Annotated in this window: 15 protein-coding genes, 1 tRNA gene and 3 pseudogenes; 6 read left to right on the top strand and 13 right to left on the bottom strand. The window is 49.2% G+C overall.

Going from position 1 to position 23,896, the window contains the following annotated elements; all coding sequences use genetic code 11:
- Nucleotides 1–2 precede the first annotated feature (2 nt).
- From dtpC to aspA, 10 genes and pseudogenes are all read right to left on the bottom strand, one after another.
- Nucleotides 3–1,460 carry a dipeptide/tripeptide permease DtpC gene (gene dtpC, locus CRI63_RS07840; RefSeq protein WP_135405679.1) on the bottom strand — a complete coding sequence of 486 codons (1,458 nt, stop codon included), beginning with the start codon at nt 1,458–1,460 and terminating at the stop codon, nt 3–5.
- 58 nt (nt 1,461–1,518) lie between these two features.
- Entirely contained in the window at nt 1,519–3,666 is a 2,148-nt protein-coding gene (gene cadA / locus CRI63_RS07835; protein WP_135519126.1) for a lysine decarboxylase CadA, read from the bottom strand.
- A gap of 79 nt (nt 3,667–3,745) precedes the next feature.
- Nucleotides 3,746–5,080 carry a cadaverine/lysine antiporter gene (cadB, locus tag CRI63_RS07830; protein ID WP_130216759.1) on the bottom strand — a complete coding sequence of 445 codons (1,335 nt, stop codon included), beginning with the start codon at nt 5,078–5,080 and terminating at the stop codon, nt 3,746–3,748.
- A 361-nt stretch (nt 5,081–5,441) separates the two neighbouring features.
- Nucleotides 5,442–6,981: pseudogene (gene cadC, locus CRI63_RS07825) on the bottom strand (lysine decarboxylation/transport transcriptional activator CadC).
- A gap of 602 nt (nt 6,982–7,583) precedes the next feature.
- Nucleotides 7,584–7,659: transfer RNA gene (locus tag CRI63_RS07820), tRNA-Phe, on the bottom strand.
- A 106-nt stretch (nt 7,660–7,765) separates the two neighbouring features.
- Nucleotides 7,766–8,341 (bottom strand): transcriptional regulator, encoded by a 576-nt coding sequence (locus CRI63_RS07815; RefSeq protein WP_001188520.1) that lies wholly within the window; start codon nt 8,339–8,341, stop codon nt 7,766–7,768.
- A 35-nt stretch (nt 8,342–8,376) separates the two neighbouring features.
- Nucleotides 8,377–10,075 (bottom strand): annotated as a pseudogene (dsbD, locus tag CRI63_RS07810) (protein-disulfide reductase DsbD).
- Nucleotides 10,051–10,383, bottom strand: coding sequence for a divalent cation tolerance protein CutA (gene cutA / locus CRI63_RS07805; RefSeq protein WP_135408705.1), 333 nt, complete (start codon nt 10,381–10,383; stop codon nt 10,051–10,053). The pseudogene dsbD and the gene cutA overlap by 25 nt, the downstream one beginning before the upstream one ends.
- 122 nt (nt 10,384–10,505) lie before the next feature.
- The gene (gene dcuA, locus CRI63_RS07800) at nt 10,506–11,807 is read right to left on the bottom strand and encodes an anaerobic C4-dicarboxylate transporter DcuA (protein WP_130216753.1); all 1,302 of its coding nucleotides are present in this window, start codon (nt 11,805–11,807) and stop codon (nt 10,506–10,508) included.
- 117 nt (nt 11,808–11,924) lie between these two features.
- Nucleotides 11,925–13,361, bottom strand: coding sequence for an aspartate ammonia-lyase (gene aspA / locus CRI63_RS07795; RefSeq protein ID WP_130205949.1), 1,437 nt, complete (start codon nt 13,359–13,361; stop codon nt 11,925–11,927).
- Between the two features lie 336 nt (nt 13,362–13,697).
- On the opposite strand from aspA, the gene CRI63_RS07790 reads away from it, so the two are divergent.
- Complete coding sequence (locus tag CRI63_RS07790) at nt 13,698–14,174, top strand: FxsA family protein (protein WP_135385148.1); 477 nt, start codon at nt 13,698–13,700, stop codon at nt 14,172–14,174.
- 15 nt (nt 14,175–14,189) lie between these two features.
- On the opposite strand, the pseudogene yjeH reads toward CRI63_RS07790, so the two are convergent.
- A pseudogene (yjeH, locus tag CRI63_RS07785) lies at nt 14,190–15,445 on the bottom strand (L-methionine/branched-chain amino acid transporter).
- A gap of 275 nt (nt 15,446–15,720) precedes the next feature.
- Here yjeH and CRI63_RS07780 point away from each other — a divergent pair.
- The 5 genes from CRI63_RS07780 to CRI63_RS07755 all read left to right on the top strand — a co-directional run bounded on the left by CRI63_RS07780 (nt 15,721) and on the right by CRI63_RS07755 (nt 21,373).
- Entirely contained in the window at nt 15,721–16,014 is a 294-nt protein-coding gene (locus CRI63_RS07780; RefSeq protein ID WP_001026276.1) for a co-chaperone GroES, read from the top strand.
- A gap of 43 nt (nt 16,015–16,057) precedes the next feature.
- On the top strand, nt 16,058–17,704 hold the full coding sequence (groL, locus tag CRI63_RS07775; protein WP_000729132.1) for a chaperonin GroEL: 1,647 nt from the start codon (nt 16,058–16,060) through the stop codon (nt 17,702–17,704).
- Nucleotides 17,705–18,801: 1,097 nt separating this feature from the next.
- Nucleotides 18,802–20,472 (top strand): group II intron reverse transcriptase/maturase, encoded by a 1,671-nt coding sequence (gene ltrA, locus CRI63_RS07770; RefSeq protein ID WP_135519123.1) that lies wholly within the window; start codon nt 18,802–18,804, stop codon nt 20,470–20,472.
- 68 nt (nt 20,473–20,540) lie between these two features.
- Nucleotides 20,541–20,762 carry a DUF2188 domain-containing protein gene (locus CRI63_RS07765; protein WP_205713402.1) on the top strand — a complete coding sequence of 74 codons (222 nt, stop codon included), beginning with the start codon at nt 20,541–20,543 and terminating at the stop codon, nt 20,760–20,762.
- Nucleotides 20,763–21,019: 257 nt separating this feature from the next.
- Entirely contained in the window at nt 21,020–21,373 is a 354-nt protein-coding gene (locus CRI63_RS07755; protein ID WP_000558209.1) for a DUF4156 domain-containing protein, read from the top strand.
- Nucleotides 21,374–21,575: 202 nt separating this feature from the next.
- On the opposite strand, the gene CRI63_RS07750 is transcribed toward CRI63_RS07755, so the two are convergent.
- Nucleotides 21,576–22,445: a YjeJ family protein gene (locus CRI63_RS07750; RefSeq protein WP_130258492.1), complete on the bottom strand. Its 870-nt coding sequence runs from the start codon at nt 22,443–22,445 to the stop codon at nt 21,576–21,578.
- Nucleotides 22,446–22,838: 393 nt separating this feature from the next.
- Complete coding sequence (gene epmB / locus CRI63_RS07745; protein ID WP_130221786.1) at nt 22,839–23,867, bottom strand: EF-P beta-lysylation protein EpmB; 1,029 nt, start codon at nt 23,865–23,867, stop codon at nt 22,839–22,841.
- Nucleotides 23,868–23,896: the final 29 nt, after the last annotated feature.

The following is a 23,896-nucleotide window of genomic DNA, read 5'->3' as shown; positions in this document are numbered from 1 at the left end:
AGTTAATCGTTGCTTTCCTGTATCATATTCGTCGGAGTGCTAAACAGAAATCGGGTAGCAAAGGCCAATGCCACGATGATCGCGACACAAGCCAACGTCCACTCTCCCATCTGGGAAAAGAATCGCTGGTAAGCTGCAATTGCCATACCGCTAATTTGCGACTCTGTCGTCTGTTGTGCCACTACGCCTGCCAGCCAGTTGGCGACCGCGCCTGTTGCCAGCATATAAATACCGGTTAATACGCCAGACATTTTCAGACGCGTGATTTGCGCAATCGCCACCGGGTCAATAAAGAGTTCGGCAAAGCCCATTAGCGCCAGCCCGGATATCATCACACCCATTGACGCTTGACCGCCAGCCGCTGCATGTCGGGCATCAAATGCCAGCAACATAAAGCCACAAGCCATCAGCAGTAAGCCAAAGGCAAACTTCAGCCAGACGCGCAATGTTGAATTGCCGCGGCTTTCTGGCGACGCCAGCCAGGCCAGAACAACCCCAGCGAGCATCACCGCAATTGCATTCACCGACTGGAATAGTGCTGTAGGTACTTCAATATTGAATGCCTGACGATTTACAAAGCGATCGATAAACAAGCTGATGGTACTGCCGCCCTGTTGTGCCAGTACCCAGAACAACGTCCCGACAAACATCAACAATACAATTTGCCAAAGAGCACGGCGGTGTTCGGGGAATTTGATCATCATGCGGGCAATGATTTGTGCAGCAATAAGGCAAACAATCGCCAGCAAATATCCGGACCAGTCGTTCTCCAGCAGCAGGGTAAAAAATACTGGGGCTAAACAGAGCATCACCACTAACCAGCTCCATACCGGTAAGGCAAATTTGACGCGAGTGAGCGCTTTTTTATCCATACTACGCGTGGACTGGAAATGACGATGACCACTTAAGAAAATCAACAAACCGATAAACATGCCGCCACCCGCAAGGGCAAAGCCAACATGCCATCCATACCACTGAGCAGCCAGGCCGCAGGCGATGGGGGCTGCAATAGAACCGATATTGCCCGCGGCATACAGCAGCGAAAAACCGCCATCACGTCGATGATCGTTCTCGTCGTAGAGCTCGCCAAGCAAACAGCTGATGTTTGATTTGAATAAACCGTAGCCACAAATAATGATTGCCAGCGCCAGATACAGGCTAAAGGTTGAATTTGTATCAATGCCCAGCACCACATGGCCAAGGGTCATTAACAGCGCGCCGGCAATCACCGCAGTGCGGTTGCCGAGCAGGCGGTCGGCAAGCCAGCCGCCGAGAATAGGGGTAACGTAAACCAAAGAAGCGTATGCGCTGAACAGGCTGATGGCATGGTTATCATCAAAACCAAGCTGATGGGTGAGATAGAGAATGAGTAAGGCACGCATGCCGTAAAAACTGAAGTACTCCCAGATCTGGATCGCCACGATATAGTATATCGCGCGCGGCTGTGAGGGTGTTTTCATGTGTTCTCCTTATGAGCAAAAAAGGGAAGTGGCAAGCCACTTCCCTTGTACTAGCTAATTATTTTTTGCTTTCTTCTTTCAATACCTTAACGGTATAGCGGCCATCAGCCTGACGGTATGCACCGTGAATATCGGTTTCAAAGCCCGGATAGTGAGCGCCGATTTCACACAGCATCTGCAGGAACTCCAGAACCGGACGGCTTTCTTCGGTGATCATTTCACCCGGCATTACCAGAGGAACTCCCGGCGGATACGGAAGGATCATATTGGCGTTAATACGACCTACCATTTCGTCGAGGTAAACTTCTTCGGTCATACCGTGCAGCTCTTTCTGGAACGCAGCATACGGAGTCATTACCATTGTCGGCAGCACTTCAAATGCGCGATACATCAGATCCGGCAGATTGTGGTGAACAATCAGTTTGTGGATATTCTGAGCCAGTTCCTGAATACGCATGTTTTCATAGAATTCAGGATCTTCACGATACAGAGACGGCAGCATGTTTTTCACACGCAGGTTCAGGTCGAACGCACGTTTGAAGTCAGTCAGAGCACGCAGCAGGCTCAGTGCTTTGGTCTTATCAATACCGATGCTGAACAGGAACAGCAGGTTATACGGACCGGTTTTCTCAACAACGATGCCATGTTCGTCGAGGTATTTCGCCACGATGCTGGCCGGAATACCAAAGTCGCTCATGGTGCCGTCTTTTTCCATCCCCGGAGTCAGCAGAGTGACTTTGATCGGGTCAAGATACATGTGCTCGTTATCGATGTTTTTGAAGCCGTGCCAGGTGCTGTCAGAACGCAGCGGCCAGCATTCAGTAGTATCGATATGATCCGGCTGCCATACATCAAAGAACCAGCCATCAGATTCCGTTCTCAGACGTTTGATCTCTTTACGGAACTTGATCGCACGTTCAATGGAACCGTCGATCAGGCGTTTACCGGCATTACCTTTCATCATCGCCGCAGCGGTTTCAGTGGACGCCACGATACCGTAGTGCGGAGAAGTGGTGGTGTGCATCATGTAGGCTTCGTTAAAGGTTTCTTCGTTTACGTCACCTTTAACGTGGATCATGGAAGCCTGAGAGAATGCCGCCAGCAGTTTGTGAGTGGACTGGGTTTCGTAAATCACTTTCCCTTCGACACGGCCACCGCTCATACCGCATTTACCTTCGTAAATCGGTGAGAAGTTGGTGTAAGGCACCCACGCGGAGTCAAAGTGGATGGATTTCACATCCAGCGTTTTCTTGATGAAGTCGGTGTTGTACAGCAGACCATCATAGGTAGAGTTAGTAATTACGGCATGTACCGGCCAGGTCGCGTTTGGTGTTTCTTTCACGCGCTTAGCAATGGTTGCGTGCTGGAATTCACTCTGTGGGATACCGCCAAGAATACCGTAAGCGTTACGGGTCGGGCGGAAATAGATTGGCGTAACATCGCTCATCATCATCAGATGGGTCAGCGATTTGTGGCAGTTACGGTCAATCAGAATGGTGCTGCCTGCCGGAGCAGAGTACATACCAACAATTTTGTTCGCAGTGGAAGTACCGTTGGTCACCATGTAGCTGCGGTCTGCGTTAAAGACGCGAGCGATATACTGTTCTGCTTCTTTGTGTGGACCGCTGTGATCCAGCAGGGAACCCAGTTCAGATACTGAAATGGAAATATCAGATTTCATGGTGTTCGGACCAAAGAAATCATAGAACAGGCTACCTACCGGGCTTTTCTGGAATGCAGTACCGCCCATGTGACCAGGAGTACAGAAAGTATATTTACCTTCACGAACATATTTAAACAGCGCTTTGGTCAGCGGAGGCAGAATAGTGTTGATATATTCGTCAGTGGTCTGCTTGATCTTGTTAGCAATATCATCAGCAGCACCCAGCGCATATTCAAAGAAGCTAATCTGTAAACGCAGATCGTTCAGGCTTACATCGAGTGTGGAATATGTATTAGCGAACGCGTACAACGGCAGGTTCTCGTTCATTTTGCTAATTTCTTCGCACAACTCGAGATTATATTTATCCCAGTCAAAAATAACGCCGCACAGACGCGCATTGTTTTCGATCAGTTTTAATAAGTCGTCACGGTCGTTCGGGTAAACAATCTGGAAGTTCAGACGTTCAAGCGCGCGATGAAGTTCACGGATGGGTTCTTCTTTAAAATAAACCCCCATGTGATTCAATATTGCAATAACGTTCATAGTCATATCTCCAGGTAAAAAAGGCCCCTCCCAACACATGGGACAAAATGAAAGGAGGAGCCTCGGAAAATACTTTTAATTAATGTGCGTTAGATGCTGTGTGGTTATCCATTGAGTGGCTCTGGCGCTCGTGCATTTTGCGAGCGTAGAACATCAGGATAATCAGGCTGACGATGAAGGTACCTGCCAGCTCGAAGGAGCTTGCGCCCATCAGAGCGATGAAGCAGAACACGCAACCCAGTACAGAGCAGATCAGGCTGACAAAGTTGCGGATGTTAACGCCTTCAAAACGAATCAGGTCAACGCAAGAGTAGAAGTACGGCAGCATAGTCAGCAGTACTGCGATACCGGTCAGTTCACCGAACAGGTCAGATGCTTTACCACCGGCAGAGTTCATCAGAGTGATGAGGATCATCAGGGCAGTCATTTTCACTGCAGCCAGCAGCAGACCTTTTTTCGGAATACCGTTGCTGTCGACTTCACCATAAATTTTCGGGAAGTTACCGTCGTTAGCGGCACGTACACCTGCCTGGCCTACCAGCATCATCCAGGAGCCCAGAGAAGTCAGGCACGCAAAGGCGGTGAATGCAGAAACCAGCGGCGCAGCCCAGTTACCGAGGATAGTTGAAGCACTGATTGCAAACGGAGCACCGGAAGCTGCCATTACAGAAGACGGATACATACCGGAAAGCACCTGAGTCGCAGCAATGTAAACAATACCTGCTAAACCAGTACCCAGCATGGTTGCCAGTGGAACGGTACGTTTCGGGTTTTTAACCATACCAGTACTTACAGCTGCGGATTCAACACCCACGAAGGCCCACAGGCAGAGCAGAATACTTTTAATGATCGCATGACCATCAGTGGTACCCGCAGTATTCCAGTTAGCTGCATAAGTTGCAGCATCAAACCAATGCCAGCCAACAATAGCAGTCATAACCACAGGAATAAGAACCAGCACCAGGCCAATAGTGGTTAAACGGCTTACCCAGGTACCGCCGAGCATATTTACAAAGGTAAATACCCAGACGATAGCAATACAAGCGATACCCGCCGGAACAGGATCATTTAATACTGGGAAGAAGGTGGAAAGATAAGATACAGCGGTAATACCAATCGCCAGGTTACCAATCCAGTTAGCATGGTAATAAAGAACACCTGTCTGAAAACCAAATGCAGGGGAAATTTCTCCAGCATAAGCAATTGGGCCACCTTGTTGCGGGTTCTTTGTTGCCAGTCGGGCATATACATAAGCCAGCGACATTGCACCAATAATAGAGATGATCCAACCCCAGATAGCAATACCACCGATACTTGCAAGGTTCGCAGGTAATAATGCAATACCGCTCCCCATCATATTACCGGCAACAACACCGGTACAGGCAAATAGCCCAATCTTCTTGGCAGAACTCATGCTCTTCTCCTAATTTCATTTTAGAATTTGGAGTCCGGGTCATGATGTATAACTATTTACTGACCAGACCAAACTGGCGACAAGACTACTCAAAAAAAAGATTAATCCTAAAGATTAGGTGAAATAATACAAAAGTTTATGTCAGTGAGGATTTTAGCTCTTCATTAACAGATCAGAATCGCAAGTTGATATCATGAAAAGATAAACATTCAATATTTACAATGAATTACGAGAAGGTTGCTGGTTAAGTTTATGTAATAAAAAATTATGCAGCAAATAAATTGCTGCAACATGTTATGTCAATAAATATACAAGCGTTTAACGCTAAAAATCCCCGCGAATGAATCAACCCAGGATTCGTTTATTCTGAAGCGAGAAATTTGTCGAGATAAGGGACAACATAAGAAACAGAAGTCTGGAATATGCCATTTTCAATCCAGTAAAGGGTGTTTGCTCCAGGGCGTAAATTAAAGGCGGTGAGATATGCATCAGCAGCTTCTCGGTTCATCCCCTTCATCTCATAAACTTTTCCAAGCAACACATAATTTAGCCAGGACATTTCAAGGTCAATACCAGTATTTATCGCCTGATAAGATTCGTCTGTTTTTCCTTTTGTCAGAGCACTGACCGCTTTTATTTGATAGAGAATGGCCAGATTATTCATTCCTGGCAGTGTAGCAATGTTATCAATTTCTGTGTTCAGTGCTGCTAATTGTTTTTCATCTAAAGGATGCTGAGAATGACGTACTATATCAACTAATGCTTTCTCTGCTCTCGCGTAGGTAAATTCGGGAGATGATTGAACAATCTCACCTAATAACTCACTGGCACGGTTCAATGATTTATCATCACCATGCATTAAATAATCATGTGCCTGATAAAAATTAGTTAATAACGCACCACGATTAGGCAAAATTTGTTGGAGCATCTCCTGCATTCGTTGTGGCCACGGTTGATTTAACGCTTTTGACAAACTCTCCAGTAAATCATTTTGAATCGCCAGCTGATTACCGTTAGTGATGACATAACGTTTATCCAGCATGGTTGAACCATCTGCATTATCTACCAATTTCACCGACATAAAGCACTGTTGAGCGCGGTATTGGCGCTGATTAACAAACGCAATAGATAATGTTTTACCGGAACTGCTCGGTTCATCAATGTTGTAGTTGATTTTGTCATGAACCATAAAAGTGGAGAAGGTATTAAGTGATGTCGCCACCAAATCACCCACGCCTATCGCGTAAGAGAGCTGATACGGGGAAGTCCAGCTGTTACAACTCTTATTCACCATATTAATGTCAATATCGCGTGGATTGAGCAAAATCCGCGATTTACTCATAGGAAGACGCGTTTCAAGACTGGAAAAACGCCACCAGTGCTACACAGATACCTAACGACAACAGGAAAAAAAACCATACCCAAAAGGTAGTGAATCGTTTGCTTTTAACTGGGGATTGTTCAGGTGGCGTTGCGGTGTTTTGAATGTTAAGACTGTGGGAAGGGGAATCTGTGTCAGGAATCGCCTCTGGTATAGGGGGAGGCGAAGATTGCATTATTTCTTCTCCCTCCTCTTCGCTGTACCAGATAACCGGCACCATTAATTTATAACCGCGCTTTGGTACAGTAGCGATATAGACAAGACTATCTTCATCATTATCTTTTAATGACTTACGCAGTTCTGAGATACTCTGCGTTACAACGTGATTGGTAACAATACTTCTCTTCCAGACATTATCGATAAGTTCATCTCTGCTAAGTACTTCACCACTGTGTTGAGCAAAGAAAACCAGAAGATCGATTAGTCTCGGCTCAAGGGTAAGTTGACGCCCATTGCGACTAATTTGGTTTATGGACGGAGTAACAAGCCACTCGCCAACGCGAACTACAGGTTGTTGCATAATAAAAACTCATTCGAAAAGGGAATGGTGCAATGATAATTGCCATAACCTATTTTTACCATCTATAGATGGATGCGTTTACATATTACAGGTGAATGTGAGACGTTATTTTTACCACCCGTAAACCTCTTGATTACATCGCCTTACGAAATGACTTTAATGAGAATCAGAAGTAATTTGCCTTACCACCAGGATTGATTATCTTTGCCAAAGAAAACGTTCAGAAAATAATCCCCGGAAAATTGCCTGGAACGCTTACTATTTTTATGGATTGTTAGTCTTTGCATGATCAAACGGAGTTATACATTTCTCTTTGTTCGCATCCAGGAAATCTCATCAGTCGGCGTTCTGTTTATGGATGCGTTACGCTCCTGATGACGTCATTTGACGTTCAACAGCATCACGGGGCCGCACGACATTTTGCGTCAGTCAGTGTCATAGCTCCGGGACAAATTTTCTCAAACAGGGGGATACCCGCAAAATGCTGGTGATGTGGGGAGAATTTGGTTGAGTTTGGTGGGAGTGATTTGGAGGAAGAACGGTTAAATCGTCGCGTCCTGAAACGAAAAACGGACCTCCGTGGAGGTCCGTTTATATGAATTTGGTGCCCGGACTCGGAATCGAACCAAGGACACGGGGATTTTCAATCCCCTGCTCTACCGACTGAGCTATCCGGGCAACGGGGCGCATTAAACCGTAATCTGCACATCTCGTCAACCTAATTTCAGTAAAAGCGATTCAACTGCTTAAGATTGCGGCAAATCGCTTCTTTTCTGTGTTTCTGTCAGGTCAGTGCGCCACCCTGGCGGCAGCGGGCGAAGCGCAGGATATCTTCCGCCAGCCGATGTGCGGTATCGACATCCGCCTGGCTACGATTCACCAGCATTCGGCTTAAACAACCTTCCAGCACCAGTTCCATCTGCTTTGCTACCATCGCCGGATCGTCCACTTCCAGCGTGGTTAACAGTTCGTGGGTAAAGTCGTAGGCCGCGCTTTTTTGCTGATCGGCCAATTGATGAATAGGGTGGCCAGGATCGGGATAAAACGTACAGGCAGCGATAAACAGACAACCCGGATAGCGGTTGTTTTTAACGCACTCCGATAGCGCCTGATAACGTGCCAGCAGCTTTTGTTCGGCGGTTTGCGTTTCGTCCAGCATCAGCTGACGACGCCAGACATCTATCTGTTGGCTAAGATAACGCAGCGCATCGTAGAGGATTGCCTCTTTGTCTGGCCAGAAGCGGCGCAGCTCGTCCAGTGGATAATCCACACGTTCAGCAACCATCTCCAGCGTGGTGTTGGCAATCCCTTGTAATTCTAATAATTTCAGGGCTTCTCCCAGTACATCTTCACGTTGCACGCTATTTTCCTCCGTCTTTCCCACTGAAGTGTCGTTCACGGTTGGCGATCGCGCAAATGTGCGCTGAAGGTTTCAGCATCCATAAAGCCCGTGACGCGTGCTTGTGGATGCTCCTGGGCTTGTCCGTCAAAAAAGAGAATTGTCGGTAGGCCAAGGACATTAAGATGCTTTAACAGCGCCACATCTTGTGCGTCGTTGGCTGTGACGTTGGCCTGAAGTAACACCGTGTCTGCTAACGCTTTTTGCACCTGCGGGTCGCTGAAGGTGTATTTCTCAAACTCTTTACAGGCGACGCACCAGTCGGCATAGAGATCTAACATCACCGGTTTGCCTTTGGCTTCAGCGAGCGCCTGATTTAACTCATCTACCGTTTTGATTTGTGTAAAGTTGAGATGCGCTTGAGTTTGCGTGGTATGTGTTGCACCAAATGCCCAATCCTGAAGTGGGCGCACGCTAACCAATGCCGCTGCCAGCAGGATAATTTGCACAATACGCATCCAGCCGCGTTTGGCCTGTAAGCTGGTGATAAAGGCCCAGCCAAAGAACGCGACACCCAGCGCCGACCACAAGCGTAATCCCCATATATCACCAATCACTCGCTCCAGCAGGAAGACCGGCAGTGCGAGGATCACAAAACCAAATGCGGTTTTGACCTGTTCCATCCACGGGCCGCTTTTCGGCAGCAGGCGGTTACCAAAGACGGTAATTAGCATCAGCGGCAGGCCCATGCCCAGTGCATAGAGATAAAGCGTGCCGCCGCCCAGCCACATGTTTCCGCTTTGGGCGATATACAGCAGAATCGCGCTAAGCGGTGCGGTGGTGCATGGTGAACAGATCAGCCCGGCAATTGCCCCCATAACAAACACACCGCCGGGCGAGCCACCTTGTTGGCGATTGCTCATTAGCGTGAGGCGCGTTTGCAGCGAAGAGGGGAGTTGCAGGGTAAACAAGCCAAACATCGACATTGCCAGCAAGGTAAAGACGATAGCGAGGCCGATAAGTACGTAAGGATGCTGTAGCGCTGCCTGGAACTGTAACCCTGCGGCGGCAACCACCAGACCCAGCGCCGTGTAGGTGAGCGCCCATCCCCTGCACATAAATAAAAGTCAGCAACAATGCTCTGGCGGTGGATAGCCGCTGTTTACCACCCAGCACGATACCGGAAATTAGAGGGTACATCGGCAGTACACATGGCGTGAAGGCGATACCGATACCAATCAACAACGCCCAGAGCGCGGAAAAGGGCAATTGCGCGACGGGCTGCTCTTGCTGCGGAACTGATGCAGACGGTGGCGTCGCGTTGTTAGTAACCACTTCGCTTAACGGAACGGTTTTGGTTTCTGGCGGATAACAAAAACCGGCGTCAGCACAGCCCTGGTAGGTGACAGTCAATGTCGCACCCGCACTTGCCTGGTTGATGGTCACAGGAAGCGTCAGCCGCTCGCGGTAAATCTCGCTTTTGCCGTAAAATTCATCTTCATGCCAGACGCCCTGGGGCAGCTGCACGTCGGCAATTTTCGCTTGTTCCGGCGTAATGCGGATCTGTTTACGGTAAAGATAGTAACCGTCTTTGATCTGCCAGCTCAGATTAAGCTCATGTTGGTTTTGCTGAAAATCAAAAGCAAAGGCTTGATCCGCGGGGACAAATTGTGAGCGTCCCGGCGCGTCGAATAATCCGGCAAAAACGGAAGTGCTGCAAAGTAGCAGGATCAGCGTAAAGATGCGTTGAGCCATGAGAGGTAATCTGTGTCTCCGTGTGTAACAGGTAAAACCAGAAGCTCCGGGGTTTGATACGGATGATGAGACTTCAGGCATTCCAGCAGTGCCTGCTGGTGAGATACGGTGGTTTTTAAAATCATCTGCACTTCGTATTCCTGTTCCAGTTTACCTTCCCAGTAATAGAGAGAGGTAGCGCCAGGAATCAAGGTCGCGCAGGCCGCCAGTTTTTCCGCCAACACTTTGGCGGCTAATTCCTGGGCCGTCGCTTCATCCGGCGCGGTGCACAACACCACGACGGACGCGGTATTCGAACTTTTTTTCATCAAGCATAAACACCTCGCAAGAACAGATGGAACCGCAAGAGAGAGGTCACTATACAACGGACGGGGAAAGGATGTTAGTCGGCGGGAAAGAAAGCGGGGCGTGAACGCCCCGCGATTTGTCATTACAGCATCACGCTGCCCAGCAAGAAGCCGAAGCAAACGGCCAGGGCAACACCCAGAGTACCTGGGATAAAGAACGGATGGTTGAAGACGAATTTACCGATACGAGTGGTACCCGTGTCATCCATCTGTACCGCAGCAACCAGCGTCGGGTAGGTCGGCAGAATGAACAGACCAGACACGGCTGCGAAAGAAGCTACAGCGGTCAGTGGAGAAACGTTCAGCGCCAGAGCCATCGGCATCAGTGCTTTTGCAGTTGCAGCCTGAGAGTACAGCAGAGCAGAAGCAAAGAAGAAGATAACAGCCAGCAGCCACGGATGGCCCTGAATGACTTCACCAGCGGTATCTTTGATCCAGTCGATGTTGTTGGAAACGAAAGTATCGCCCAGCCATGCAACACCCAGGATACAAATACAGGCGCTCATACCTGCTTTGAAGGTGCTGGAGTTGAGGATGTTGTCGGTGTCCACTTTGCAAAGAACAGTGGTCAGGGTTGCAACGCTCAACATGATAATCAGGATAGCGTTAGTGGTGTTCATCAGCGGTTTTTCAACCAGGCCCATGCTCGGGCTGTTGATAATCGCATAGATAACCACGCCAACTACGCCCAGCAGGAACAGCCAGACGGACGTTTTTGCACCGGATTTGATTTCAATCTGCTTCTCACCGCGCAGTTCAACCAGACCTTCTTCCAGACGCTTGCGATAAATCGGATCGTCAGACAGTTTGGAGTTGAAAAGCATGGTTACCAGGAAGGACATCACCAGAACTGCCAGCAGGGTAGACGGGATGACCACAGAGAGCAGATGCAGGTAGCTTATGCCATGACCTTCCATCACGGAAGACATGTAAACCACCGCCGCAGAGATTGGCGATGCGGTGATCGCAATCTGCGCGGATACCACTGCAGTAGAAAGCGGACGGCAAGGTTTAACGCCTTGTTCCTTCGCAACTTCAGCGATAACTGGCAGTGTTGCCAGAGAGATGTTGCCGGTACCAGCAAAGATGGTCAGGAAATAGGTTACGATCGGTGCAAGGATCGTGATGTATTTCGGGTTACGGCGCAGCAGCTTTTCTGTCTGGTGAACCAGATAGTCCAGACCGCCAGCAACCTGCATAGCAGAAATAGCAGCGATAACCGCCATGATAATGGAAATGACATCGAATGGGATGTTACCAGGCTTGACGCCGATAGCGGCAAGAACCAGCACCCCCAATCCACCTGCAAAACCAATACCAATTCCCCCTAATCTGGCGCCCAAGAAGATCGCCAGCAAAACGATGATGAGTTCTACAACTAGCATATTAGCCTTCCTTGTTTTTTAACAAGTTGATATCAGGTTGTTGTTTTTAAGTTACTGCTCACAAGAAAAAAGGCACGTCGTCTGACGTGCCTCTTTTATTTGTACTACCCTGTACGATTACTGTTCGCTTTCATCAGTATAGCGTTTTGCTTTGTAAGCCGGATGCATCAGGTTCTGTACGGAGAAAATATCGTCTAGTTCTGCTTCAGTCAACAGACCGCGCTCCAGAACGACTTCACGTACGCTCTTGCCGGTTTCGGCACAGATTTTACCCACGATGTCACCGTTGTGGTGGCCGATGAATGGGTTCAGGTAAGTGACGATACCGATAGAGTTGTAAACGTAACCTTCGCACACTTCTTTGTTAGCAGTGATGCCGTTAACGCATTTTTCCAGCAGGTTATAGCAAGCGTTGGTCAGAATGTGAACGGATTCAAACATGGCCTGGCCAATGACCGGCTCCATAACGTTCAGCTGCAGCTGACCCGCTTCTGCTGCCATGGTAACAGTGATGTCGTTACCGATGACTTTGAAGCAAACCTGGTTAACCACTTCCGGAACAACTGGGTTTACTTTAGCTGGCATGATGGAAGAGCCCGCCTGCAGTTCCGGCAGGTTGATCTCGTTCAGGCCGGCACGTGGGCCAGAAGAGAGCAAGCGCAGGTCGTTACAGATTTTGGACATCTTCACAGCCATGCGTTTCAGCGCGCCATGAACCATAACGTAAGCGCCGCAGTCAGAGGTCGCTTCGATCAGGTCTTCAGCAGGTACGCATGGGAAGCCAGTAACTTCTGCCAGTTTTTTCACTGCCAGCGGAGAGTACTCTTTCGGCGTGTTCAGGCCAGTACCGATTGCAGTTGCGCCGAGGTTAACTTCCAGCAGCAGTTCAGCGGTACGTTCGATGTTTTTCACTTCTTCTTTCAGCAGGATGCTGAAAGCGCGGAATTCCTGACCGAGGGTCATCGGTACTGCGTCCTGCAGCTGGGTACGACCCATTTTCAGGATGTCCTGGAATTCGACAGCTTTACGTTCAAAGCCTTCACGCAGTTGGTTAATAGCATCTACCAGTTTAATCAGAGAAGAGTAAACTGCGATGCGGAAACCGGTCGGGTAGGCGTCGTTAGTGGACTGGCATTTGTTAACGTGGTCGTTCGGGTTCAGGTACTGATATTCACCTTTCTGGTGACCCATCAGTTCCAGACCGATATTGGCCAGCACTTCGTTGGTGTTCATGTTTACGGAAGTACCTGCGCCGCCCTGGTAGACGTCTACCGGGAACTGATCCATGCATTTTCCGTTGTTCAGGACTTCATCACATGCGGCAATGATTGCATTCGCTACACTTTTAGGAATGGTTTGCAGCTCTTTGTTTGCCATAGCTGCGGCTTTTTTAACCATTACCATACCGCGAACAAATTCAGGAATATCGCTGATTTTGTTGTTGCTGATATAGAAGTTTTCAATCGCTCTCAGAGTGTGAACACCATAGTAGGCATCAGCTGGAACTTCCCTGGTACCCAACAGATCTTCTTCGATACGAATGTTGTTTGACATGTGAACCTTCTTTTTCAAGCTGCCAATGATTTGCTGTAAACACACAGAATATATGTGGTTTCGAATGTTTTTCGACCGACGATTATCCCCTGCATCGGCCGAATACCTGGGATCATATGCTGCTTGAGGATTTCTACCGTAATCTGGATCACTTTAAGTGTCGGTTTTTACCCCTTAATTATTAATTTGTGAAATAGATCACCGCTTTGGGATTACTACCAAAAATAGTTGCGCAAACATCTTGAAATTTTGCTAATGACCACAATATAAGCTGAACGCGATTCGCAACCCATTCAGGCGACCAGATTTAACTGGTTGCTATTACAGGAGAAACCTTTGCGCTGGTTACCTTTAATTGCCGTTTTCCTTTATGTCTATATTGAGATTTCAATCTTTATTCAGGTTGCTCATGTCCTGGGGGTATTGCTGACCCTCGTGCTGGTTATATTCACCTCAGTTATTGGTATGTCACTGGTACGTAATCAGGGCTTTAAGAATTTTGTGCTGATGCAACAAAAAATGGCGGCGGGAGAAAACCCAGCGGCGGAAATGATTAAAAGTGTTTCGTTGATCATTGCCGGTTTGCTGCTTTTATTACCGGGCTTTTTCACCGATTTCCTCGGTCTTCTTCTTTTATTACCGCCAGTGCAAAAGCACCTGACGGTGAAGCTGATGCCGCATTTGCGCTTTTCCCGTATGCCGGGCGGCGGATTTAGCGCCGGGACTGGTGGCGGTAATACTTTTGATGGTGAGTATCAACGAAAGGATGATGACCGCGACCGCCTTGATCATAAAGACGATCGCCAGGATTAATGACGAAACGCCGGATTATGTGGTTATGCCATTTTCCGGCGTTTTTCGTTTTGGCAGAAATAGCCATAACCCCGCCAGCATGATCAGGCATATAAACTTTTCCAGCCGACCATCGCCAGTAACAGAACACATAACAGCCCGCCAATTACCGCCAGTAGTCGATAACGTCCTTGCAATAATTTACAGCCTGCCAGCATGCATAACAGGTAAATCATAATAAAGATGCCATTGGCATAGATGATAAGTGCGTCCAGATTGATCTCTAACATATGGATCGCCAACGTGCTCACCACGCAACAGCCGAGTACGGCATTAAGGGCATTAGTCGGGATATGACGAGAAGAGAGGCGTGCCAGGCAGTGGTCAGGATTGTGTTGCGCCTGCGACCAGACTAATCGGGCGAAGCTCTGTATATAAATGTTGAGACTGGCAAAGCAGGCCAGATAGCCAATCACGCAGGCAATCCACAACGCTCCTACACCGAACAGCTGCACCACAATTTTTGGAAGCGATGCTGCCGCCGCCATTTTTTCACCATAGGCGTCGAAGTGTAAGACGACAACCGTACAGCCCCAATAGACTAATCCTGCCAGCAACAGACCAATCATCAGAGCGCGGGGAAAATCACGCTCTGGATTTTTAAATTCCGAGGCGAGATGGGCAAATGCCTCCAGACCGACAAAACACCAGAACATCACCGATAACGCAGCAAACAACCCGGAAAGTTCGATATTACCAGGTGCCGGGAAGGGGATATTCGCAGGTTTGATATCGCCCGCCCACCAGATAGCGACAATCAGCGCGACGATAAGCCCGGCAATCACCGTTTGTAGATTGGCACTGGAACTGGCTCCGCGAGTGCCGATGTACCACACCAGCGCCAGCGTACCAAGTTCTGCCAACAACAGTTGCCAACTATGCCAGCCAAACATTGCCTGGCCAAAGCCGGCGGCAATTTGTAGTGCAGCGGGCAGGCCTACGGGAATGACCGATAAAAATAGCCAGCCAGTGACTCGCTCAAGCCGCGAGCCAAACGCTATGCCAACGAAGTGTGCGACGCCGCCCGCACTGGGATAGTGGCGTCCCAGCAGCGCAAAGACGATTGCAATCGGGAACACTAAGATAATCAAAACGGGCCACGCCCACAGGCTGGTATTGCCCGCTACCAGTGCAGCTAACGCAGGAACGGCAAACACGCCAGTGCCTAATAATGAGGTTGATAACAGGCCGATCCCCTGGGCCAGTCCCAGTTCTTGTTTGAGTCCACTCATGGGTTAATGTCCAATTGTGCCCAAAATTTGGGCAACTGCGCAGGATCTCGATGGTAGCACAATCAGATTCGCGTATGGCGGCGATGGAGAAATTGCGATGAAATGTGATGTGAATCAGGATTTTTACCCGATTTTGTACTGATCAGAATTTTTTTTCATTTGCCCCCTTGAAGGGGGAGAAGCCCATCCCCATTTCACTGGTCACCAGCCGGGAAACCACGTAAGGTCCGGCGTCACCCATAACAGATACGGACTTTCTCAAAGGAGAGTTATCAATGAATATTCGTCCATTGCATGATCGCGTGATCGTCAAGCGTAAAGAAGTTGAAACTAAATCTGCTGGCGGCATCGTTCTGACCGGCTCTGCAGCGGCTAAATCTACCCGTGGCGAAGTGCTGGCTGTTGGCAATGGCCGTATCCTTGAAAATGGCGAAGTGAAGCCGCTGGATGTGAAAGTTGGCGACATCGTAATTTTCAATGATGGCTACGGTGTGAAGTCTGAGAAGATCGACAATGAAGAAGTGTTGATCATGTCCGAAAGCGACATTCTGGCAATTGTTGAAGCGTAATCCGCGCACGACACTGAACATACGAATTTAAGGAATAAAGATAATGGCAGCTAAAGACGTAAAATTCGGTAACGACGCTCGTGTGAAAATGCTGCGCGGCGTAAACGTACTGGCAGATGCAGTGAAAGTTACCCTCGGTCCGAAAGGCCGTAACGTAGTTCTGGATAAATCTTTCGGTGCACCGACCATCACCAAAGATGGTGTTTCCGTTGCTCGTGAAATCGAACTGGAAGACAAGTTCGAAAACATGGGTGCGCAGATGGTGAAAGAAGTTGCCTCTAAAGCGAACGACACTGCAGGCGACGGTACCACCACCGCAACCGTACTGGCTCAGGCTATCATCACTGAAGGTCTGAAAGCTGTTGCTGCGGGCATGAACCCGATGGACCTGAAACGTGGTATCGACAAAGCCGTTACTGCTGCAGTTGAAGAACTGAAAGCGCTGTCCGTACCGTGCTCCGACTCTAAAGCGATTGCTCAGGTTGGTACTATCTCCGCTAACTCCGACGAAACCGTAGGTAAACTGATCGCTGAAGCGATGGACAAAGTCGGTAAAGAAGGCGTTATCACCGTTGAAGACGGTACTGGTCTGCAGGACGAACTGGACGTGGTTGAAGGTATGCAGTTCGACCGTGGCTACCTGTCTCCTTACTTCATCAACAAGCCGGAAACTGGCGCAGTAGAACTGGAAAGCCCGTTCATCCTGCTGGCTGACAAGAAAATCTCCAACATCCGCGAAATGCTGCCGGTTCTGGAAGCCGTTGCAAAAGCAGGCAAACCGCTGCTGATCATCGCTGAAGATGTTGAAGGCGAAGCGCTGGCAACTCTGGTTGTTAACACCATGCGTGGCATTGTGAAAGTCGCTGCGGTTAAAGCTCCGGGCTTCGGCGATCGCCGTAAAGCTATGCTGCAGGATATCGCAACCCTGACTGGCGGTACCGTAATCTCTGAAGAGATTGGTATGGAGCTGGAAAAAGCAACCCTGGAAGACCTGGGCCAGGCTAAACGTGTTGTGATCAACAAAGACACCACCACCATCATCGATGGCGTGGGTGAAGAAGCTGCGATTCAGGGCCGTGTTGCTCAGATCCGTCAGCAGATTGAAGAAGCAACTTCTGACTACGACCGTGAAAAACTGCAGGAGCGCGTAGCGAAACTGGCAGGCGGCGTTGCAGTTATCAAAGTTGGTGCTGCTACCGAAGTTGAAATGAAAGAGAAAAAAGCACGCGTTGAAGACGCCCTGCACGCGACCCGTGCTGCGGTAGAAGAAGGCGTGGTTGCTGGTGGTGGTGTTGCGCTGATCCGCGTAGCGTCTAAACTGGCTGACCTGCGTGGTCAGAACGAAGAGCAGAACGTGGGTATCAAAGTTGCACTGCGTGCAATGGAAGCTCCGCTGCGTCAGATCGTACTGAACTGCGGTGAAGAACCGTCTGTTGTTGCTAACACCGTTAAAGCTGGCGACGGCAACTACGGCTACAACGCAGCAACCGAAGAATACGGCAACATGATCGACATGGGTATCCTGGATCCAACCAAAGTAACTCGTTCTGCTCTGCAGTACGCAGCTTCTGTGGCTGGCCTGATGATCACCACCGAGTGCATGGTTACCGACCTGCCGAAAAACGATGCAGCTGACTTAGGCGCTGCTGGCGGTATGGGCGGCATGGGTGGCATGGGCGGCATGATGTAATGCGACGAGAGTCGCATTCCTCTGCGTAACTGGCTGAATAAACTAGAGAAAATCTTCTCTTGCAGTTAGCTTATGCGCCCCGTGAGAGCGGGTCAAGTACCCGCTCTCACAAAATCCCTAGCGTAGCATAAGGTGGAACCGTTTCGACGGTGGAATACGCACCCGCAGTTTGGGTTACCTTTCAGTAATGGACAGTAACGTGCCCATTACTTTCACTCCGTTATCTGTAGCAGTTTATTCTGCACAGAGTGCCCATCAGGGCAGACGTCGATCATTCCCGATTGACGTTACATCATCAACGATTATGGCGCGGTTTGCCATACATCATCACTTCATCCTTTCATGGATTCATGAACGGGGCGGGATCGTTTTGCTCGCGATCTTCACAAGAGGAATGCAGCGCAAGCTGTACCGATGATCGTTCTGTCGCTATTTTCTGAGCAGAAACAGCGAAGAAGAACCCGTTGTTCAGCCAACGGTAGCCTAGGGATAGTGCGTCACTGGTAACGGTGGGGTGCGGAGCTTCCTGACAACGTACTCCCGCGCAAGCGGCGGCTGGTATCCGCGAGGACGCCATCTGGATTGGTCTAACGACATGACCATGAGAGGCTAGGCTGTATCGTAAGGTTAACGTACGTGAACTGCTGTTAAACACCGTCAGCCGCATTGAGCGTAAGTCGTTGATACGCTCTGACCAAAAAGGTGGGTGGACAGGTTATCCCTTTTACATCTGGGGATACGCTGATATGAGCGCCACCGGTGGATAGGCAGAACCTAACCGATACGTGTCATCTGTACGGAACTCGGTAAGCCCGTATATTCGCCTCAAAGAGGCAGGGGAGTCGTAAGGCGAACTGTTGGGTATGCGGGTAAGGGAGACTGGAGAAAGCAAACGCCGCGCTGTAATGGCGTGGATAGAGGCATGAAACAGGGCTTCACCGGAAACGGGGCAGACTTCCAGTTGGTCTTAAATCGTAATAAGGCTTGTAAAGCTTATTGAATGTAAACCCCGAGGGGCGAAACGTGATTTCTCCCTCGGGGGAAATCCACGTTCGTCCTCAGGGTGCTCTCCACAGAGCATTCAGGAGGATAGCAAGGTGAATACCGAAACGCGAGTTGAATCGCAGGTGGTATCTGCATCTTCCCGCCCGGAAAGGTGGCACGCCATTGACTGGCGTAAAACCTCAGAAGCGGTGAGAAAGCTACAGGTACGCATTGCGAAGGCAGCACTTCGGCAGGAGTGGCGGCGGGTAAAAGCGCTGCAACGAATGCTGACCCGTTCGCTGGCGGCTAAGGCATTAGCGGTCAGACGAGTCACGGAAAACCGGGGCAAGAATACCCCCGGTGTGGATGGAAAGTTATGGAGTACCCCGAAAACCAAATGGGAGGCTATCTTCGATATGAAGAGAACCGGATATCACCCTAAACCGCTGCGGCGGGTGTATATCCCGAAGTCGAACGGCAAGTTGCGTCCGCTCGGGATACCGACCATGAGAGACAGGGCTATGCAGGCGTTATACCTGCTGGCGCTGGAACCCGTGTCGGAAACCACCGCTGACCGCAACAGTTATGGTTTTCGTCCGATGCGTTCAACGGCAGACGCCATTGAACAGTGCTTTGTGGCGCTCAGTCGGGGCAACTCGGCGCAGTGGGTGCTGGAGGGCGACATCAAAGGGTGCTTCGATAACATCCGCCATGACTGGTTACTGACGCATATCCCGATGGATAAGCAGGTGCTGGGTAAGTGGCTGAAGGCAGGCTACATGGAGTCCGGTCATTACCACGCAACCGGTGCGGGAACGCCTCAGGGCGGCATTATCTCGCCGGTATTGGCCAATATGGCGCTTGATGGTCTGGAGGCGGTGCTTGAATCCCGGTTTGGGATGAAGAACACCAAAGCCAGCTACAAGACCAAGGTCAACTATGTGCGCTATGCGGATGATTTCATTATTACCGGCATTTCGAAAGAATTGCTGGAGAACGAAGTCAAACCTCTCGTTGAAGCCTTTATGGCGGAGCGGGGGCTGCAATTGTCGCCGGAGAAAACGGTGATAACGCACATTGAGCAGGGTTTTGACTTCCTCGGTCAGAACGTGCGCAAGTATCGCGGGAAAATGCTGATAAAGCCTTCCCGTAAGAACCTGCGAACGTTTCTGGCGAAAGTGAGGGACATTGTGAAGCGTCATCCGACGCAGCCGCAGAACTGGTTGATACGCCAGCTCAATCCCGCATTACGGGGCTGGGCAAACTATCACCGGCATGTGGTGGCGAAGGAGACATTCAGCTATGTGGATTACCGTGTCTGGAAGTTGCTCTGGCGCTGGTGTTGCAGGCGGCATAAAAACCGCTACAAACGCTGGGTGAAGGCGAAATACTTTCACACGGTGGGCAACCGGCTCTGGACGTTTCAATGGCGGGAGGATAAGGAAAATCCGGTGACTTTAGTTTATGCAAAAGACACCGTCATTAAACGGCACATCAAGATAAAGGCGGAGGCTAACCCTTATCTGCCTGAATGGGAACTGTACTTCGAACAGCGCCTTGAGCGTCACTGGAAGGAAACCATGCAGGGCAGGAAGAAGTTGCTGGCGCTCTGGCTCAGGCAGGAAAAACACTGTCCGTTCTGTAACCAGTTAATTACAAAGGGAACAGGCTGGCACGTTCATCATATCCACCCGAAGCATCTGGGAGGTGGTGACGAGCTTGAGAATCTGGTGATGTTGCATCCAGGTTGCCACATTCAGTTGCATGTAAATTTCAATATGTAGTATTGAAATTGGGTTTGTTGTCCATATATATAGTATGCCTCTGTGCTATTAACGATAAGGTAAATATAATGGGTAAAAATCAACATGTAGTGAAGCGGGATGATGGTTGGGCTGTTTTGGGAGAAGGTAATTCTCGAGATACGTCGCATCACCGTACTCAGCAGGAAGCTATTGATGCTGCTCGCGGTATTGCGATAAATCAACAGAGTGAGGTTCTCATCCATGGAGAAAATGGAAAGATTCGTGAGAGAAATTCTTACGGAAATGACCCATATCCTCCAAAAGGCTAACCATTGCTGCTGGTTCAACTCGTAGGTTGAACTTATTAAGGCTTGAGCCGTATGCGGGGAAACTCGCTCGTACGGTTCTTAGGGGGCGGCGGCGCAGTAATGCGCTGCTGCTACCCGACATTGCCCTGCACCTCGCAGAAATAAAGAAACCCCCGGGCAGAAATGTCTGGGGGTTTTTCTTTTGGTCATCTTTCTAGTATAAGATTCAGACACGGACGACGCGAGTTGCGTCCAGCTCATTGATTATGGGGAATAACATGCACGTAAAATACTTAGCAGGGATTGTCGGTGCCGCGCTACTGATGGCGGGTTGTAGCTCCAGCAACGAATTGAGCGCTGCCGGACAGAGCGTTCGCATCGTGGACGAGCAACCAGGCGCAGAGTGCCAGCTGATTGGTACTGCTACCGGTAAGCAAAGTAACTGGCTTTCCGGGCAACACGGTGAAGAGGGCGGTTCTATGCGCGGTGCGGCAAACGATCTGCGCAACCAGGCGGCAGCAATGGGCGGTAACGTGATTTATGGTATCAGCAGCCCGTCGCAGGGCATGTTGTCCAGCTTTGTCCCGACTGACAGCCAGATTATCGGTCAGGTATATAAGTGCCCGAACTGATGGGATTCAGAGGCTGGGTGACAAACGTATAATTGCCTGATGCGCTTCGCTTATCAGGCCTACATCAGGCATTGCAACTGATTGAATACTTGAGAATTTGTAGGCCGGATAAGGCGTTTACGCCGCATCCGGCATGATCAACGATCACGTTATCAGTCATTTCAGGCTGGATGGCTCCAGCCTCGCATTAGCAAAGATGGGATTATTTCGCCTGTGGTGCAGTTTTGCTGATGGATTGAACGCGTAGGTGATGTAGTGCGCGTAGGCATTGATCCTGGGTTAGTGGTTGGGCGTTATTGGCTGCCACAGTACGAACGTAGACCTGACACGGCACTCCAGCGAGCTTTTTCAGTCGAGGACTGAAATCAAGCATCCGGCGAGTGATAGCCTCCACTTCTTTACCCGGTGTTGCTTCACGCGTTTTCACTACTGCACCGCTAAATTGCTCTTTGCCACCTTCATCTTTAAAGCGATAAAGTACGGCCAGATAATGACTAAACAGATTATGTTTCCATTCTGGTTGGGAATAGGTGTCATATTCCAGATTACCATCATCCTGGCAGTCGACATCATATAACGGCAGGAAATCTAACAACGATGTAATACGTAACGCCAGTTCACGCATTTCTGCATTATTAATTGCATGAATGATTGCTCGCGCCAGCATTTCAATCTGCAACTCATTGACCACTAATTCGCATTTGCTGCCATCATGTAGCGTTAATGCGAAATTAAGATTTTCGCCCTGATTATCGGTAAGTTCCAGCGTGTTAACCCGGCGATTAATATCGGCATTTTTAAGCTCATCAACCAGAATTTCCGGGATGTTTTCTGCCATTTTCTTAATGACTTTATCGCGAGCTTGCTCATACTGAAGGCGTGCATCAGCATCCAGTTTATGCTTTTGATGCAGACGACTTTCCAGCGCAATCAGAAGGTCGCGCAGTTCCATCACAGACATAAAGAACAACGATTCTTTATTGCGAGGCTCTTTAATTTTCAGCGCCAGTGCAATGAAATTATTACTCTTGCGAATAACACCGGTATTAACACCCTTGATGCTTATGGCCATGTAGGTTCTCCCTAACCATTTCTCAATTAAATAATTAATTTTAATTTATAAGCCAGATAAATGGGCTTGGTAGTAATAGTTGTTAAAATAACATAAATAGCCGTGCTCACTCTATATAAACAGAAAAGAAAGGTTAATTATTGGTGTTGGCTATATAAAGAGTAAAAATAGCAATGTATATGAATAATTAAAGGTTATGCAACGGGCAAAGATTAAACTTCCCTGTAAAATGACAGGTCGCTGTACTGCGTTTGTTGCTCTTGCCGGATGCGGCGTAAACGCCTTATCCGGCCTACAGTTCATTGAAAATTCATTTAATTTCAATGCACGATGTAGGCCTGATAAGCGTAGCGCATCAGGCAATTTTAATGTTTAACTTCCCTGTTTAATCAGTTACTGCTGGCGTAGTTGGAGATCCAGCGGCGTTTTGCTGGGTTCGCCACCAATCTCGCGCGCCAGTTTTGGCACCAGATATCCCGATACTAACGTCAGCAACTCACGCATAATCTGCCGCGCTTCATCATCGCTCACCATGAAATGCGCCGCGCCCTGCACTTTATCGAGCACATGCAGGTAATAGGGCATCACACCGGCGTCAAACAATGCATTACTCAGATTTGCCAGCGTTTGCGCGTTATCGTTCACGCCACGTAACAGAACGCTTTGGTTAAGCAGGGTGACGCCGACACGGCGCAATTTAGCCATCGCCTGACGGAATGTTTCATCTACCTCATTGGCATGGTTGATGTGATTCACCAGCAAGATTTGCAGCGTAGAACGGGCAAAGCGTTCAACCAGCGCCTCGGTGATGCGTGCCGGGATCACAATCGGCAGACGGCTGTGAATCCGCAGACGTTTGATATGTGGGATCGCTTCCAGTTGCGTTAATAACCAGTCCAGTTCGTGATCTTTCGCCATCAGCGGATCGCCGCCGGAGAAAATAATCTCGTCCAGTTCCGGATGCGCAGCAACATACTCAAGTGCCGTCTTCCAGTTTCGCTTGTTGCCCTGATTTTCGGCATACGGGAAGTGGCGACGGAAGCAATAGCGGCAATTTACCGCGCAGCCGCCTTTGACCAGCAAAAGCGCCCGGTTGTGGTATTTATGCAACAAACCAGGCACTACGCTGTGCTGTTCTTCCAACGGGTCGGTGGAGAATCCGGGCGCGACGACAAACTCATCTTGCGAGGTAAGTACCTGACGCAAAAGTGGATCGTCTGGATTGCCTTTCTCCATGCGATCGATAAATGAGCGGGGCACGCGCAGGGCAAACAGCTTTTTGGCGCTGCGTCCGGCCAACAGTTTTTCGTCCGCGTCTATATTCAAAAGACGCAGAAGTTCATCAGGATCGGTCACAACATCGGCAAGTTGCGCTAACCAATCTTCTCTGGATGGGGTATTTAGGGTTACAATATGCGCCATTTTGTGGCTTAGCTACCAATTAACAAATT

This window comes from Escherichia sp. E2661, assembly GCF_004745185.1.
In the GTDB taxonomy this organism is placed as follows: Bacteria; Pseudomonadota; Gammaproteobacteria; order Enterobacterales; family Enterobacteriaceae; genus Escherichia.
Note: the sequence above shows the minus strand (reverse complement) of the source record. Positions and strands in the feature narration are given on the sequence as shown.